Genomic DNA, 14,928 nt, shown 5'->3' with positions numbered 1-14,928 from the left:
TCTCGCGGCGACAAAAAAGCCCTGCTTATGCAGGGCTTTTTCATGGGTTATCTAAATACCCGGGGCGGGCACCAGACAACTAGCTGACTGCCAACAATTTTGTGCTTAATCCATTTGGATATCTAAAATTTTTTTCATGCATCGAAAAAGCACTGACGCCAACTAAAGTTTCAAGCTGTTACGGGCAGCGTCTATTTCTTCCTGGCTCGCCTTATAAGCCTCTGCCTGCCCTGCGTAGGAAAGAACATAGGCCTTATCGGCATCCACCGCAGCCACCAATGTTTGAGAAAGCACGTGCCTGCCGTTTTGCGTGACGGTGCAGGTTGTTTCCAGCGCGGCCAATCGACTCAAGGTAGTCGAATGAATTCGCGTACAGACACTTTGATACCCACCCTGAAAGAAGTCTTTTTGTACCGACTTGCGCATCTCCAGCAACACGCCTTCGAGGTTTACCTGATGATCGCCTTGCACCGGACTCATGGTCAGCTCCATCACCATGAGCGGCGATCCATTCTGATCATTTTTCACTGCGCGCTGGCGACTGACCCCCGACGCCGCCCCAGGCACTTCTTCGACCTGCCAGCCTTCCGGCCAGGTCACTACCGGCTCATCGGCGCGAGCAACGCCAGCCAGCGAAAACATGCTTAGCAGGATGAACAGCACGTTACGGATTCGAATCATTGCAATGGGCACTCAAGGATCAAGCCGTAAAGTCTGGGCCCAGGTCGCCTGTCAGGCAATAGCCGACTGTTTGGGTTTGGTGATGTCCCAACCCTTGCGTATCATTGTCACCATTCGTTAGCCCACATATTTCCCGGAGGGCCCATGAGCCTGCACGAACTGAACACCTTCCCCGGCGTCACCGCCCAACCGGACGCCGCCACGCAGAAATTTGTCTTCAACCACACCATGCTGCGGGTCAAGGACATCACCAAGTCCCTGGACTTCTACACACGCATCCTGGGTTTTACGCTGGTGGAAAAGCGCGACTTCCCGGAAGCCGAATTCAGCCTGTATTTCCTGGCACTGGTCGACAAGAACCAGATCCCGGCCGATGTCGCCGCGCGCACCGAGTGGATGAAATCGATCCCCGGCATTCTGGAGCTGACCCACAACCATGGCACAGAGAACGATGCGGATTTCGCCTACCACAACGGCAATACCGACCCACGCGGTTTCGGCCACATCTGCATTTCGGTGCCGGATATCGTCGCCGCTTGCGAGCGCTTTGAAGCGCTGGGCTGCGATTTCCAGAAACGCCTGAGCGATGGTCGCATGAAGAGCCTGGCGTTCATCAAGGACCCGGACGCCTACTGGGTCGAGATCATCCAGCCTGCGCCGCTGTAACCCGCGCAACAAATCCCACATTTGAAATGTATGAAACACAAAACCCCATGATCAATCATGGGGTTTTGTGTTTGTAGGAGCGAGCTTGCTCGCGATAAACCCGAGAACACCGCGGGGCACCTGCCAACCAGCGTTATCGTTGACGACCATCGCGAGCAAGCTCGCTCCTACAGGGTTGTATATTTTCAACGCCGGCGCCGATGCACCTCTGTAGGAGCGAGCTTGCTCGCGAAAAACCCGAGAACGCCGCGGGGCATCTGCAATCCAGCGTTATCGTTGACGACCATCGCGAGCAAGCTCGCTCCTACAGGGTTGTATATTTTCAACGCCGGCGCCGATGCACCTCTGTAGGAGCGAGCCTGCTCGCGAAAAACCCGAGAACGCCGCGGGGCATCTGCAATCCAGCGTTATCGTTGACGACCATCGCGAGCAGGCTCGCTCCCACATCTGGAATGCGTTAAACAAAAACACCCATGACCAGTCATGGGTTTTTTGTTTTCAGCGCCAGGCTTTATGCCGGGGCGGAAGTGCGGATCAAGTGATCGAAGGCGCTGAGAGAAGCCTTGGCGCCCTCACCCACCGCGATCACGATCTGCTTGTACGGCACAGTAGTCACGTCGCCAGCAGCGAACACACCCGGCACCGAGGTTTCACCGCGAGCGTCGACGATGATCTCGCCGCGCGGCGACAACTCAATGGTGCCTTTGAGCCAATCGGTGTTCGGCAGCAGACCGATCTGCACGAAAATCCCTTCCAGCTCCACACTGCGCAATTCGTCGCTCTGCCGATCCTTGTAGCGCAGGCCGTTGACCTTCTGACCGTCGCCGATGACTTCAGTGGTTTGCGCACTGGTGATCACGGTGACGTTCGGCAGACTGTGCAACTTGCGCTGCAATACCGCATCGGCACGTAACTGCATATCGAACTCCAGCAGCGTGACATGGGACACGATGCCCGCCAGGTCGATGGCCGCTTCGACGCCGGAGTTGCCGCCACCAATCACTGCCACGCGCTTGCCCTTGAACAGCGGGCCATCGCAGTGCGGGCAGTAGGCAACACCTTTGTTGCGGTATTGCTGCTCGCCCGGGACGTTCATTTCCCGCCACCGCGCACCCGTCGCCAGAATCACGCTCCTGGCTTTGAGCGATGCACCGCTGGCGAAGTGAATCTGGTGCAGCTCGCCATTCTTGCCAGGCACCAATTTGTCCGCACGTTGCAGGTTCATGATATCCACGTCGTACTGCTTGACGTGTTCTTCCAGAGCCACGGCCAGCTTCGGCCCTTCGGTTTCCTGCACGGAGATGAAGTTCTCGATGGCCATGGTGTCCAGCACCTGCCCACCAAAACGCTCAGCCGCGACACCGGTGCGGATGCCTTTGCGGGCCGCGTAGATTGCTGCCGAAGCACCGGCCGGGCCACCGCCGACTACCAGCACATCAAAGGCATCCTTGGCACTGATTTTCTCGGCCTGGCGCTCGATGCCACTGGTGTCGATTTTGGCGAGGATTTCTTCCAGCCCCATACGGCCCTGGCCGAAGTTCACGCCATTGAGGTAAATGCTTGGCACGGCCATGATCTGGCGCTCGTCGACTTCGGCCTGGAACAGTGCACCGTCGATGGCGACGTGGCGGATGTTCGGGTTCAGTACCGCCATCAGGTTCAGCGCCTGGACCACGTCCGGGCAGTTCTGGCACGACAGCGAGAAGTAAGTCTCGAAGTTGAATTCGCCTTTGAGCGAGCGAATCTGTTCGATCACCTCGACACTGGCTTTGGACGGGTGACCGCCGACCTGCAACAAGGCCAGCACCAAGGACGTGAACTCATGACCCATCGGGATGCCGGCGAAACGCAGGCTGATATCCGCTCCCGGGCGATTGATCGAGAACGACGGCTTGCGTGCATCATCGCCGTTGTCGAGCAAAGTAATCTGGGTGGAAAGACTGGCAACGTCTTTCAATAGTTCGAGCATTTCCCGGGATTTCGCACCGTCGTCGAGGGATGCAACGATCTCGATCGGCTGGGTGACCCGTTCCAGGTACGATTTCAACTGGGCTTTAAGATTGGCATCCAACATACGGGCGATTTCCTTGAATTTGAGACATAAAAAAACGCCCGAACGAATCTCGCCCGGGCGTTTTTATTGGGCGGTGCAGCTTACCGGGTAGGTGCGGAGTTCCGCCCTGATGGTGCGATCACAGACTTAGATCTTGCCGACCAGGTCCAGGGACGGCGCCAGAGTGGCCTCGCCTTCTTTCCACTTGGCAGGGCAAACCTGGCCCGGGTGAGCAGCGACGTACTGGGCAGCCTTGATTTTGCGCAGCAGCTCGGAAGCGTCACGGCCTACGCCGCCATCGTTCAGTTCAACGATCTTGATCTGGCCTTCCGGGTTGATCACGAAGGTGCCACGGTCAGCCAGACCGGCTTCTTCGATCAGCACGTCGAAGTTGCGGGAGATGGCGTGGGTCGGGTCGCCGATCATGGTGTACTGGATTTTGCCGATGGCTGGCGAAGTGTTGTGCCAGGCAGCGTGGGCGAAGTGGGTATCGGTGGAAACACTGTAGATCTCGACGCCCAGTTTCTGGAATGCGTCGTAGTTGTCAGCCAGGTCTTCCAGCTCGGTCGGGCATACGAAGGTGAAGTCTGCCGGGTAGAAGAACACCACCGACCACTTGCCTTTCAGGTCAGCGTCCGAGACTTTTACGAAGTCGCCATTTTTGAATGCGTCAGCTTTGAACGGTTTAACTTGGCTGTTGATGATAGGCATCGTTGACTCTCCGTCAGGGGTTAAGAAGTTGATGGAGAGAACTTTACCCACTCGTCGGACAGAAGGCTCATTGGCAAACCTCATGCTGCTGATTGGCTTTCGCTATTAGCCGACCGTATTAATAGAAGAAAACGGTATCTAGGGTTCAACCGGCTTTTCTGTGATGCGCGCCATCCCGAGGAATGGGCTGGCCTCGATGTAACGCATGGCCGACTTCATGTCCTTCCAGCCCACATAACTCATGAGCGACTTCAAGTCCCAGCCACTTTGATGCGCCCAGGTCGCAAAGCCGCGGCGCAAGGAGTGGCTGGTGTAAAGCTCGCCAGCAATGCCGGCGCGCTCCAGCGCCTGACGCAGTAAAGGAATCACGCTGTTGGCGTGCAACCCCTCCTCGCCCAGATGCCCCCAGCGGTCGATGCCACGGAACACCGGCCCGCGCACCAGAGCAGCCTCGGTAATCCAGTCGATATAAGCCTGCACCGGACACAAACGCTGCAAGGCCGGCGTCTGATACGTCTTGCCGAGGTTGTCGCGATCACTCTTGCTGCGCGGCAGATAGAGACTGATGCCGGAACCGGCGCTGGCCTGCACGTGTTCAACCTGCAGCCGGCACAACTCATCGCTGCGAAAGCCGCGCCAAAAGCCCAGCAGGATCAACGCCATGTCGCGCCGGGCGCGCAGCATTCCCGGCCGGTCGCCTTCGGCCCTGGCGGTTTGCACCTCCAACTCCAGACAACTGACCACCTGCTCCAGATGCTGAAGCTGCAAGGGTTCGGCTTGTTTTTCCTGGGCCGGGTGCAGCGCGCGGATGCCCTTGAACACCTTGCGCACCACCGGCGCCTTGGTGGGATCGGCAAAACCCTGGCTGTTGTGCCACTGCGCCAATGCCGACAATCGCAGTTTCAGCGTATTGATCGATAACACACCGGCATGGGCCACCAGGTAGCGCGCCACGCTGTCGCCGGTTGCCGGCAGAAAACCGCCCCACGTGACTTCGAAGTGTTCGATGGCTGCCCGATAGCTGCGACGAGTGTTGTCGCGAGTCGCCGCTTGCAGATAGCGATCCAGATCGCTCATAGGACATGAACCTGTTTTGACTGTCTGTAGGAGCGAGCTCGCTCGCGATGATCGTCAACGATAACGCTGGCTGGCAGGTGCCCCGCGGCGTTCTCGGGTTTTTCGCGAGCAGGCTCGCTCCTACAAGGGTTTGTGTACGGAAATAGCGCGATGAATGCCTCGAAACTGCACTCACACGGGGTAATACCAGTATATCCCGTGCCAGCTATATTCAGCATTTAACTTTACAAATTGAATGGTACAATGTGTATTTACGTGGTACGTACCACATCATCAAAACCCGGGAGAACTCATGGCACGCGGCGGTGTAAATAAAGCGGTGGTGCAAGCCGCTCGGTTGGCGATCCTCGCCCGTGGCGAAAACCCCAGCATCGATGCCGTACGGATCGAGATGGGCAATACCGGTTCGAAGACCACGATTCATCGCTATCTCAAAGAGCTCGATGACAGGAACGAACCGGTCGAAGCGCCGACGGAACCGATTGACGACGAACTGATGGCGCTGGTGGCGCGGCTCGCACAACGCCTCAAGGAGCAAGCGCAGGAGCCCATCGACCAAGCGCGCGCGCAATACGAGGAACAGCGCAAGGCGCTGGAAAACCAGCTTGGCGAAGCGCAAGAGGCCAACAGCGAACTGCACCAGCAATACGAGTTTCAGAGCCTGGCACTGACCCAGGAATCCGAGGTCCTGCAAGAAACCCGCGCCTTGCTGCAAACGGAACAAACCCGCAACGCCGGACTGAACCAGGCGCTGACCGACTTCGAATTGCGCTTGAAAGACAAGGACGAGCAGATTCGCTCCCTTGAAGAAAAACACCTGCACACTCGGGACGCACTGGAGCACTACCGCAATGCGGTCAAGGAACAGCGCGAACAGGAATTGAGTCGCCATGAAGGCCAGGTGCAACAACTGCAGATGGAACTGCGTCAGGCACAACAAAGCGCGCTGGTACGCCAGGATGAAATCACCCAATTGCACCGCGACAATGAACGTTTGCTGACTGAAAACCGCGGCACGCTGCGGGAACTGAGCCTGATGCAAGAACAGCTCAAGCAAAGCAATACCCGTCAGGATCAGTTGCTGGAACAGGCCACCCGCGTCGACGGCGAACGCACCCTCCTCCAGGAACGCCTGCGCGTCGCCCTGCTGGAAAGCCAGGCCCTCAAACAGAACGTCGACGAGCAGTCGCAGCTCAACAAGTCACTGGAAATCGAGTTAGCCAAAACCCGGACAGACCTGGAAGAACGCGTACGTCTGGCCGCAACCATTGTGGCAGCGGCAGACGCAGCGAAGGACGATTAACCGGCGACCGGCGACCGCATGGTGACGAACTCTTCGGCGGCTGTCGGGTGCACGCCGATAGTTTCGTCGAAGTGGCGCTTGGTGGCGCCGGCCTTCAAGGCAATCGCCAGACCCTGGACGATTTCACCGGCCTCCGGACCGACCATGTGGCAACCCAATACCTTGTCGGTCCTGGCGTCGACCACCAGCTTCATCAGCGTGCGCTCCTGGCATTCAGTCAGGGTCAGCTTCATCGGCCGGAAGCGGCTTTCGAAGATCTGCACGTCGTGGCCGGCTTCGCGGGCCTCTTCCTCGGTCAACCCGACGGTGCCGATGTTTGGCAGGCTGAACACCGCCGTCGGGATCATCTTGTAATCCACCGGACGATACTGCTCTGGCTTGAACAGGCGTCGTGCAACCGCCATGCCCTCTGCCAGAGCAACCGGTGTCAGCTGAACACGACCGATCACATCGCCCAGCGCCAGGATCGATGGCTCGGCGGTCTGATACAGCTCGTCGACCTCGACAAAGCCTTTCCTGTCGAGTTTGACCCCGGTGTTTTCCAGCCCGAGATTGTCCAGCATCGGACGACGGCCCGTGGCGTAGAACACGCAATCGGCTTCCAGCTGGCGACCATCCTTGAGCGTGACTTTCAGACTGCCGTCGGCCTGCTTGTCGATGCGCTCGATGTCCGCATTGAATTGCAGATCCATGCCGCGTTTGGTCAACTCTTCCTGCAAGTGCTTGCGCACCGAAGTGTCGAAGCCGCGCAGGAACAGTTCACCGCGATACAGCAGCGTGGTCTCGGCGCCCAGGCCATGGAAGATCCCGGCGAACTCGACCGCAATGTAGCCCCCGCCCACCACCAACACGCGCTTGGGCAGCGTTTTAAGGAAGAATGCCTGGTTGGAACTGATGGCATGCTCGTGCCCCGGGATCTCCGGAATCTGTGGCCAGCCACCGGTAGCGATCAGGATATTTTTGGCGGTAAAGCGCTCGCCATTGATCTCGACCTGATGCGGATCGACGATCTTCGCGTGGCCTTCATGCAAGGTCACGCCACTGTTGACCAGCAGGTTGCGATAAATACCATTGAGGCGATTGATCTCGCGGTCCTTGTTGGCGATCAGCGTCGCCCAATCGAACTGCGCCTCATCCAGGCTCCAGCCAAAACCGGAAGACTGCTCGAAGTCTTCAGCGAAGTGCGCACCGTAGACCAGCAACTTTTTCGGCACGCAGCCGACGTTCACACAGGTACCGCCCAGGTAGCGGCTCTCGGCCACGGCCACTTTCGCACCGAACCCGGCGGCAAACCGCGCAGCCCGCACACCGCCAGAACCGGCACCAATCACATAAAGGTCAAAATCGTAGGCCATTTTCAATCTCCTCGGCAGGTGACCAGCATACCCGTAGACATTTGTGGGGCAAGCGCTGCAGACGATATGGAGCTGGAAAATGAAAAAGCCACCCGAAGGTGGCTTTTCGATACAACAGGTCGCCGGCTATCAGTAAGCCTTGCCCGTCTTGTAGAAGTTCTCGAAGCAGAAGTTGGTCGCGTCGATGTAGCCTTCGGCGCCACCGCAGTCGAAACGCTTGCCCTTGAACTTGTAGGCGATCACGCAACCATCCTGCGCCTGTTTCATCAGGGCGTCAGTGATCTGGATCTCGCCGCCTTTGCCTGGCTCGGTTTGTTCGATCAGGCTGAAGATGTCCGGCGTCATGATGTAACGACCGATGATCGCCAGGTTCGACGGGGCGTCTTCCGGTTTTGGCTTCTCGACCATGTTGCGCACGCGGTACAGGTCGTCACCGATCAGGTCGCCGGCAATCACACCGTACTTGCTGGTTTCCTGCGGGTCTACTTCCATGATCGCGACGATGGTGCAGCGATACTGCTTGTACAGCTTGACCATCTGCTTGAGTACGCCGTCACCTTCCAGGTTGACACACAGGTCATCCGCCAGCACCACGGCGAACGGCTCGTCACCGATCAGTGGGCGACCGGTGAGGATCGCGTGGCCCAGACCTTTCATTTCGGTCTGGCGGGTGTAGGAGAACGAGCACTCATCCAGCAGACGGCGGATACCGACCAGGTATTTCTCCTTGTCGGTGCCCTTGATCTGGTTTTCCAGCTCGTAGCTGATGTCGAAATGGTCTTCCAGGGCGCGCTTGCCGCGACCGGTGACGATGGAGATTTCGTTCAAGCCGGCATCCAATGCCTCTTCGACGCCGTACTGGATCAGTGGCTTGTTTACCACCGGCAGCATTTCTTTGGGCATGGCTTTAGTCGCTGGCAGGAAGCGAGTACCGTAACCGGCTGCTGGGAACAAGCATTTCTTGATCATATAAGTCCTTGTAACGGCTGTGTGTACGAGTTTCGGCGCAGTCTAATCAGGCGGCGTGCACCTTACAATGCCCCGCGCTGGCTAACCGATGCCAACATAGAGAAATATTCTTGCCGATAGTTCCCTGCGCGGGTGCGCAGGTTACGGGGCAAACCCTTATGCATAGCAGAGATTCGCGCAATTGCACGCTTTCTACCTAAGCCGGCATCCCACCATACGCCCAACGGCACCCGCTGCGCGCGTTTGGCGGTATCATGGCGCGATTGAACCAGACAACGAGGCAATTAGATGTCGGCAGCAAAAAGCGTCAACGGATTCCTGATCAATCAGGTGAAAGACGGTCAATGGTGGGTGGCGAGTGCCGCCGGTGAAAATATCGCCGGACCTTTCCCTTCCGAAGCCCTGGCAATCGAAGTGGCTTCGGTGCTGGAGCTTGAGCATCCGGAACCCAAGCGACGCGGCAAGGACAAGAACTGACCGACGCCCCTATCGAATAGCCCTGTCATTGCACAGGGCTTTTTTGTGACTGCCGAAAAAGATGTGGCCTTTCGCTATAACCTTTTGATCCCGGCGCTGTCTCAGCCTTGCCCCACCACCCTGACGATGATCAATCCATGAAAAAGATATTGCCTTTGCTAGCGGTATTGGCCCTGAGTGGCTGTGCGACGTCGGAAGAAACCTACCTGAACAACGGAGAGCAGGGCCTGACGATCGACTGCTCGGGAGAGGCCAATTCCTGGGCCGCCTGCTACGAAAAGGCCGACGCCTCCTGCGCGGGTACCGGCTACCGGATTGTCGGCACCGACGGTACGCCATCGCTCAAGGAAAGCGAAAAGACCCTCGGGGCCGATATCGGCAATTACAAGAACCGCAACGTCGTGGTGGTCTGCAAATAACGCGCTCGACCCTACAGATGAATTTCGGCGAACTTGATCCCGAGTCCGCGCAATGTTTCGATCAAGTCGTTGAGATTACCGAAGGACTCGACTTCATCGTTGTCATCCACCAGGAAATAGCTGCGCCCGGCGCTTTTCTTGAAAAACACGATCCATTCTCCAAGGTCAGCCGGGTTCTGAATCACGTGGGTGGCAGAGATAAGCCCCTCTGCGTGGCGCGCCCGGATCTGCTCTCGCTTCATACTCGACTCCAGAAATAACGATGCCGCCAAAGCCAGGCTTTGGCGGCATCGGTGCTGTCAGTCGATAGTCTATCAGCCGGAAATGCACTCGGTGGCGGCATTCTGTACATCCTTTGGACGCACCGGGACATTGGACATGCTCTCGTGTAGCTTGATGCTGCTGCCGCCCGAGCGCTCTTCAATGTCGAATACGGCAGACGGGCCCGAGGAATATTTGAGCGGCACGATCACGCGCAATCCATCCTTGTGCGGCTCGACTTGCAAGGCGCCACGGCTGTCGGCCAGTTTTTCGCTGAGGCATTGCGCATATTCATGGGGCTTCTTGCCAGAAATCACGTTCATGGTCGGCAGCGTCGCATTGATTTCAGAGACGTTCGCGCAACCGCTCACCAATACCGCCAGCGAAAGAAACCAAAAACCCCATTTCATACAAAACCTCCGATAAAGAGGCTCGGACAGCGCAGATGCGTTTTTTCTCCGAGGTGCCCTACTTTATCGCTCATCAAAGGTGAAATTAGCGTTTTTAATTGTCAAAGTGGCCGGATAATAAGGCAGTCGGGCTGATAAACTGCGCCAATCGCCCATGCTATCGTTTTGATTTTGTAGAAAAAGCCCTTCTGGAGGCGCCTCATGAAATTTATCCATCAGCGCGAGCACCTCAATGAAGACGACATTGTCGTCATTCAATGCTCGCAAATGTGCAACATCCGTTTGATGAACGACGCCAACTTCCGCAGCTTTAAAAATGGCGGCCGTCACACCTATCACGGCGGTGCATTCGACACCTTTCCGGCGCGCATCACCGCCCCGAGCACCGGTTTCTGGAACATCACGATCGATACCGTCAACCGTCGCCCTATCAGCGTGACCCGCAAACCCACCCTGACACACTCGATCAAAATCATTCGCCGCTCCAGCTCGAAACTGAGCTGAACAGCGAACCCGAAACAAACGACAGGCAGATACAACCGTGGCCCAAACGACCAAGTACGTCATCAAATACAAACTCAACGGTGAGCGCCGCTTCGAGTTTGCCCAGCTGGAAAACGGCACCGCAGAAGAAGCCAAGGCGGCGCTGGATGCCATTCATGGACAGGACGACGTCATCAGCGAAATCAGCGTCAGCAAAGCGCTGTAAGGCGAACCGGGGCGACAGTGGAAGTCGGCTCCCCCTCGCAATTCGACCGCAAGCGCCGGAGTGCCTGCTTCCTCCTTGCCCTCCAGACTGGCCACCTCACCAACAAGAGGCCCGGCAATGAGCGAGCAATATCTGGACAGCCTGGACTGGCCCCGGCTGGAACAGCAACTTGATCAGGACGGTTGCGCCGTCATCCCGTCACTGTTGAGCCACAAGGCTTGTGATCAGGTCAGCGCCTGGTACCCCCGGCCCGAACCCTTTCGCTCCCACGTGGTGATGGCTCGCCACGGGTTCGGCCGCGGCGAGTACAAGTATTTCAGCTACCCATTGCCGAACCTTGTGGCCCGCTTGCGCAGCAAGCTCTACCCACGGCTGGTGCCCATCGCCAATCGCTGGCATGAACAGATGGACCTGCCGACCCGCTTTCCAGACTCTCATCAATCCTTTCTCGAGCGCTGTCATGCCGCTGGTCAGAACCGTCCGACGCCGTTGTTGCTGCAATATGGTCCGCAGGACTACAACTGCCTGCATCAGGACTTGTACGGTGAGCACGTTTTCCCGCTGCAAGTGGCCATTCTGCTGTCGGCCCCGGATGAAGACTTCACCGGCGGCGAATTTGTCATGACCGAACAGCGCCCGCGCATGCAGTCACGCCCGATGGTCATCGGCCTGAAGAAAGGCGACGGGCTGATATTCGCCGTCAACCAGCGGCCGGTCAAAGGGGTACGCGGTTACTACCGCGTGACCCTGCGTCACGGCGTGAGTCGCCTGCACAGCGGCAAACGATATACCCTTGGAATCATCTTTCACGATGCTTTATGACCCCATGAACCCGCTGACTCATGACCTGTTTGCCAATGCCGAGCCCGAGCAGCAGCCCAGGCGCGAGCAGATCGGCGAACAGTCCTATGTGCTCAGAGGCTTCGCCCTGCCCTGGCTTGAGCGCTTGTTGCCCGCCCTGGAAGCAGTGCTGGCGGCCGCGCCGTTTCGGCAGATGGTCACGCCCGGCGGCTTTACCATGTCGGTCGCCCTGAGCAGTTGTGGCACGTTCGGCTGGACTACTGACCGCAGCGGCTATCGCTACACCCGCGACGATCCGCAGACCGGTCAGCCCTGGCCGAGGATGCCTGAAGTGTTTTTCCAGTTGGCGCAAGCGGCGGCGCTGGCAGCGGGGTTCCGTGAGTTTGTGCCGGACTCCTGCCTGATCAACCGTTACATCTCCGGGGCTAAAATGTCATTGCATCAGGACAAGGACGAGCATTCCTACGCAGCCCCTATCGTTTCGGTATCGCTGGGCCTGCCGGCGATGTTCCTGTTCGGTGGCTTTGCACGCAGCGACAAAAGCCAGCGCATCCCCCTGCTGCATGGCGACATCGTGGTCTGGGGTGGCGTCGATCGACTGCGTTATCACGGGGTGTTGCCGATCAAGGACGGCCATCACCCGAGGCTCGGCGAGCAACGCATCAACTTCACCTTCCGTACCGCCGGATAAAGACTGCGAATTTGACCGCAAGCGCCGGAGTGTGTGGGAATTGCCCCATGGTTAATGTGCAGGCAACCCCTCAAAGGACGTGACGCCATGACAACCCAATCGAGCAAGATCAGCACCGAAAACGATCCGCGCTGGGCCGCCGTGGTCGCGCGCGATCCCAAGGCTGACGGGCAGTTTGTCTATGCCGTGAAAACCACCGGCATCTACTGCAACCCCAGCAGCCTCGCGCGCTTGCCCAAACCACACAATGTGGAATTCTTCGACAGCGCCGAACAGGCACAGGCGGCGGGTTATCGCCCGAGCAAACGCGCAACCAGAGATCAGAGCGAACTCGCCGCACAACATGCCGCCACCGTGGCCGCCGCGTGCCGCCAGATCGAAAGCGCAGAAACGCTGCCTGCTCTGGGCGAGCTGGCCGAGGCGGCGGGGCTGAGCAGCTTCCACTTCCATCGCGTGTTCAAGGCCGTCACCGGCCTGACGCCCAAGGGCTACGCCGACGCTCATCGTTCGCGCAAGTTGCGCGAGCGTCTGGCGGATGGCGGCTCGGTGACCGATGCCCTGTACGACGCCGGCTTCAACTCCAACAGTCGATTTTATGAAGCGGCAGACCATCTGCTCGGCATGAAACCCGGGGACTACCGCGCGGCCGGCCAAAACAATGACATTCGTTTTGCCGTCGGCCAGTGTTCGCTGGGGGCGATACTGGTGGCGCAGAGTGAGCGCGGGGTCTGCGCGATCCTGTTGGGCGATGATCCGCACCAACTGGTCTGTGATCTGCAGGATAAATTCCGGCGTGCCAACCTGATTGGAGCCGATCATGAATTCGAGCAATTGATTGCCAGGGTCGTCGGCTTTATCGAGGCGCCGGCGATCGGCCTTGATTTGCCTCTGGATGTACGCGGCACGGCGTTTCAGGAGCGTGTCTGGCAAGCGCTGCGGGAAATCCCCGTTGGCAGCACGGCCAGCTACGCCGAGGTTGCCCAGCGCATCGGCTCGCCAAAAGCCGTTCGCGCCGTGGCTCAAGCTTGCGGCGCGAACAACCTGGCCGTGGCGATCCCTTGCCATCGCGTAGTGCGCAGCGATGGCAATCTGTCGGGCTATCGCTGGGGTGTCGAGCGCAAACGCCAGTTGCTGGAACGCGAGTCTCGGTAATCAGCGATTCACATCCACCACCACGCGCCCGCGCAACTGCCCGGCAAGCAAGCGCGGCGCGGCCTCGATGGCTTCGCTCAGGCCAATCTCGTGACTGATCAGCGGCAACAGGTTGAAGTCCAGATCCCTGGCCAGCCGACTCCAGGCCTCCACGCGCCTGGCTTTGGGCTGGGTCACACTGTTGATACCGGCCAGGGTCACACCACGCAAAATGAACGGTGCAACGGATGCCGGAAAGTCCATGCCCTGGGCCAAACCACATGCCGCGACGGTGCCATTGGCCTTGGTGCTGGCGCAAGCATTGGCCAAGGTGTGGCTGCCGACCGAATCGATGACCGCCGCCCAGCGTTCTTTGGCCAACGGCTTGCCTGGCAAGGACAGCGTGGCACGGTCGATGATTTCACCAGCCCCCAGTTGCTTCAGGTAGTCATGCTCCGACGTACGTCCTGTGGACGCGACCACCCGATAGCCGAGCCTGTTGAGCAACGCGATGGCGAAACTGCCGACGCCACCATTGGCGCCGGTCACCAGGATTTCGCCCTGCTCAGGCGTTACACCGTTGTGTTCCAGCGCCAGGATGCACAGCATGGCCGTGTAGCCCGCCGTACCGATGGCCATCGCCTGGGCAGTGGTGAACGCCTTGGGCAGCGGAATCAGCCAGTCACCGTTCAGGCGAGCCTTCTGCGCCAATCCGCCCCAATGTCCTTCACCCACACCCCAGCCATTGAGCAGGACCTGGTCACCGACCTTGTAGTCCGGATGCCCGCTGGCTTCGACGACACCGGCCAGGTCGATGCCCGGCACCATCGGGAATTTGCGCACCACCGGACTGCTGCCGGTGATCGCCAGGCCATCCTTGAAATTCAGCGTGCTGTAGGCAACACGCACCGTGACATCGCCCTCGGGTAACTGATCGTCCTGGATCTCTTGCAGTGTGGCCCGGTAACCGCTGTCGTCTTTGTCGATGAAAATACCTTTGAACATCACGGCCTCTCAATGGAATCAGTCTGGTTGTGGTGCAATTGAAATAACACATGGCAACAGATTGCCGTACCCGACTTTAAGCCAATCGGGCAATCGCGGTATCCATGGGCGCAATGGCGACGCCGGCCGAAATCACGACTGGCCTTGCACCGGTCGTTGCGTTACAAATCCTGTTCTACCGTCCCTGCCCTGCTTCAACGTCGGAGAAC

At 58.5% G+C, this 14,928-nt stretch carries 18 protein-coding genes; 9 read left to right on the top strand and 9 right to left on the bottom strand.

Annotated elements, in window-relative coordinates:
- Positions 1 to 162: 162 nt before the first annotated feature.
- Positions 163 to 681, bottom strand: a complete 519-nt coding sequence (locus tag ACEN8E_RS12220) for a DUF4946 domain-containing protein (protein WP_495592823.1) — start codon at positions 679 to 681, stop codon at positions 163 to 165.
- A gap of 144 nt (positions 682 to 825) precedes the next feature.
- On the opposite strand from ACEN8E_RS12220, the gene gloA reads away from it, so the two are divergent.
- Complete coding sequence (gene gloA, locus ACEN8E_RS12215) at positions 826 to 1,347, top strand: lactoylglutathione lyase (RefSeq protein ID WP_154947676.1); 522 nt, start codon at positions 826 to 828, stop codon at positions 1,345 to 1,347.
- Between the two features lie 511 nt (positions 1,348 to 1,858).
- Here gloA and ahpF read toward each other — a convergent pair.
- From ahpF to ACEN8E_RS12200, 3 genes are all read right to left on the bottom strand, one after another.
- The gene (gene ahpF / locus ACEN8E_RS12210; RefSeq protein ID WP_495592822.1) at positions 1,859 to 3,421 is read right to left on the bottom strand and encodes an alkyl hydroperoxide reductase subunit F; all 1,563 of its coding nucleotides are present in this window, start codon (positions 3,419 to 3,421) and stop codon (positions 1,859 to 1,861) included.
- Positions 3,422 to 3,547: 126 nt separating this feature from the next.
- Positions 3,548 to 4,111, bottom strand: coding sequence for an alkyl hydroperoxide reductase subunit C (ahpC, locus tag ACEN8E_RS12205; protein ID WP_007975937.1), 564 nt, complete (start codon positions 4,109 to 4,111; stop codon positions 3,548 to 3,550).
- A gap of 138 nt (positions 4,112 to 4,249) precedes the next feature.
- Positions 4,250 to 5,188, bottom strand: coding sequence for a site-specific integrase (locus ACEN8E_RS12200; RefSeq protein ID WP_495592821.1), 939 nt, complete (start codon positions 5,186 to 5,188; stop codon positions 4,250 to 4,252).
- 292 nt (positions 5,189 to 5,480) lie between these two features.
- On the opposite strand from ACEN8E_RS12200, the gene ACEN8E_RS12195 reads away from it, so the two are divergent.
- Complete coding sequence (locus ACEN8E_RS12195; protein ID WP_495592820.1) at positions 5,481 to 6,491, top strand: DNA-binding protein; 1,011 nt, start codon at positions 5,481 to 5,483, stop codon at positions 6,489 to 6,491.
- Here ACEN8E_RS12195 and gorA read toward each other — a convergent pair.
- Both gorA and galU read right to left on the bottom strand, forming a co-directional pair.
- A complete protein-coding gene (gene gorA, locus ACEN8E_RS12190; RefSeq protein ID WP_495592819.1) occupies positions 6,488 to 7,846 on the bottom strand; it encodes a glutathione-disulfide reductase in 1,359 nt (452 codons plus the stop codon). The two genes, ACEN8E_RS12195 and gorA, sit on opposite strands and share 4 nt — an antisense overlap.
- Positions 7,847 to 7,975: 129 nt before the next feature.
- Entirely contained in the window at positions 7,976 to 8,815 is an 840-nt protein-coding gene (gene galU / locus ACEN8E_RS12185) for a UTP--glucose-1-phosphate uridylyltransferase GalU (protein ID WP_007975949.1), read from the bottom strand.
- A gap of 288 nt (positions 8,816 to 9,103) precedes the next feature.
- Here galU and ACEN8E_RS12180 point away from each other — a divergent pair, with 288 nt between their 5' ends.
- Together ACEN8E_RS12180 and ACEN8E_RS12175 are read left to right on the top strand one after the other, a co-directional pair.
- On the top strand, positions 9,104 to 9,292 hold the full coding sequence (locus tag ACEN8E_RS12180) for a hypothetical protein (RefSeq protein WP_495592818.1): 189 nt from the start codon (positions 9,104 to 9,106) through the stop codon (positions 9,290 to 9,292).
- A 137-nt stretch (positions 9,293 to 9,429) separates the two neighbouring features.
- Positions 9,430 to 9,711: a hypothetical protein gene (locus tag ACEN8E_RS12175; protein ID WP_495592816.1), complete on the top strand. Its 282-nt coding sequence runs from the start codon at positions 9,430 to 9,432 to the stop codon at positions 9,709 to 9,711.
- 11 nt (positions 9,712 to 9,722) lie between these two features.
- On the opposite strand, the gene ACEN8E_RS12170 is transcribed toward ACEN8E_RS12175, so the two are convergent.
- Positions 9,723 to 9,953, bottom strand: a complete 231-nt coding sequence (locus ACEN8E_RS12170; RefSeq protein ID WP_495592815.1) for a hypothetical protein — start codon at positions 9,951 to 9,953, stop codon at positions 9,723 to 9,725.
- A 72-nt stretch (positions 9,954 to 10,025) separates the two neighbouring features.
- Entirely contained in the window at positions 10,026 to 10,382 is a 357-nt protein-coding gene (locus ACEN8E_RS12165) for a hypothetical protein (RefSeq protein WP_495592814.1), read from the bottom strand.
- 201 nt (positions 10,383 to 10,583) lie between these two features.
- On the opposite strand from ACEN8E_RS12165, the gene ACEN8E_RS12160 reads away from it, so the two are divergent.
- The 5 genes from ACEN8E_RS12160 to ada all read left to right on the top strand — a co-directional run bounded on the left by ACEN8E_RS12160 (position 10,584) and on the right by ada (position 13,735).
- Positions 10,584 to 10,886, top strand: coding sequence for a DUF1883 domain-containing protein (locus ACEN8E_RS12160; RefSeq protein ID WP_007900033.1), 303 nt, complete (start codon positions 10,584 to 10,586; stop codon positions 10,884 to 10,886).
- Between the two features lie 37 nt (positions 10,887 to 10,923).
- Positions 10,924 to 11,091 (top strand): hypothetical protein, encoded by a 168-nt coding sequence (locus ACEN8E_RS12155; RefSeq protein WP_007985513.1) that lies wholly within the window; start codon positions 10,924 to 10,926, stop codon positions 11,089 to 11,091.
- A 117-nt stretch (positions 11,092 to 11,208) separates the two neighbouring features.
- Complete coding sequence (locus tag ACEN8E_RS12150) at positions 11,209 to 11,913, top strand: 2OG-Fe(II) oxygenase (RefSeq protein WP_495592813.1); 705 nt, start codon at positions 11,209 to 11,211, stop codon at positions 11,911 to 11,913.
- Positions 11,903 to 12,583 (top strand): DNA oxidative demethylase AlkB, encoded by a 681-nt coding sequence (gene alkB / locus ACEN8E_RS12145; protein ID WP_495592812.1) that lies wholly within the window; start codon positions 11,903 to 11,905, stop codon positions 12,581 to 12,583. Before ACEN8E_RS12150 ends, alkB begins: the two co-directional genes overlap by 11 nt.
- 87 nt (positions 12,584 to 12,670) lie before the next feature.
- The gene (gene ada / locus ACEN8E_RS12140; RefSeq protein WP_495592811.1) at positions 12,671 to 13,735 is read left to right on the top strand and encodes a bifunctional DNA-binding transcriptional regulator/O6-methylguanine-DNA methyltransferase Ada; all 1,065 of its coding nucleotides are present in this window, start codon (positions 12,671 to 12,673) and stop codon (positions 13,733 to 13,735) included.
- Here ada and acuI read toward each other — a convergent pair whose 3' ends face one another.
- The gene (gene acuI, locus ACEN8E_RS12135; RefSeq protein WP_495592810.1) at positions 13,736 to 14,719 is read right to left on the bottom strand and encodes an acrylyl-CoA reductase (NADPH); all 984 of its coding nucleotides are present in this window, start codon (positions 14,717 to 14,719) and stop codon (positions 13,736 to 13,738) included.
- Positions 14,720 to 14,928 lie beyond the last annotated feature (209 nt).

The organism is Pseudomonas sp. Pseusp9, from assembly GCF_059491265.1.
This window is presented reverse-complemented; position numbering and strand designations above follow the sequence as displayed.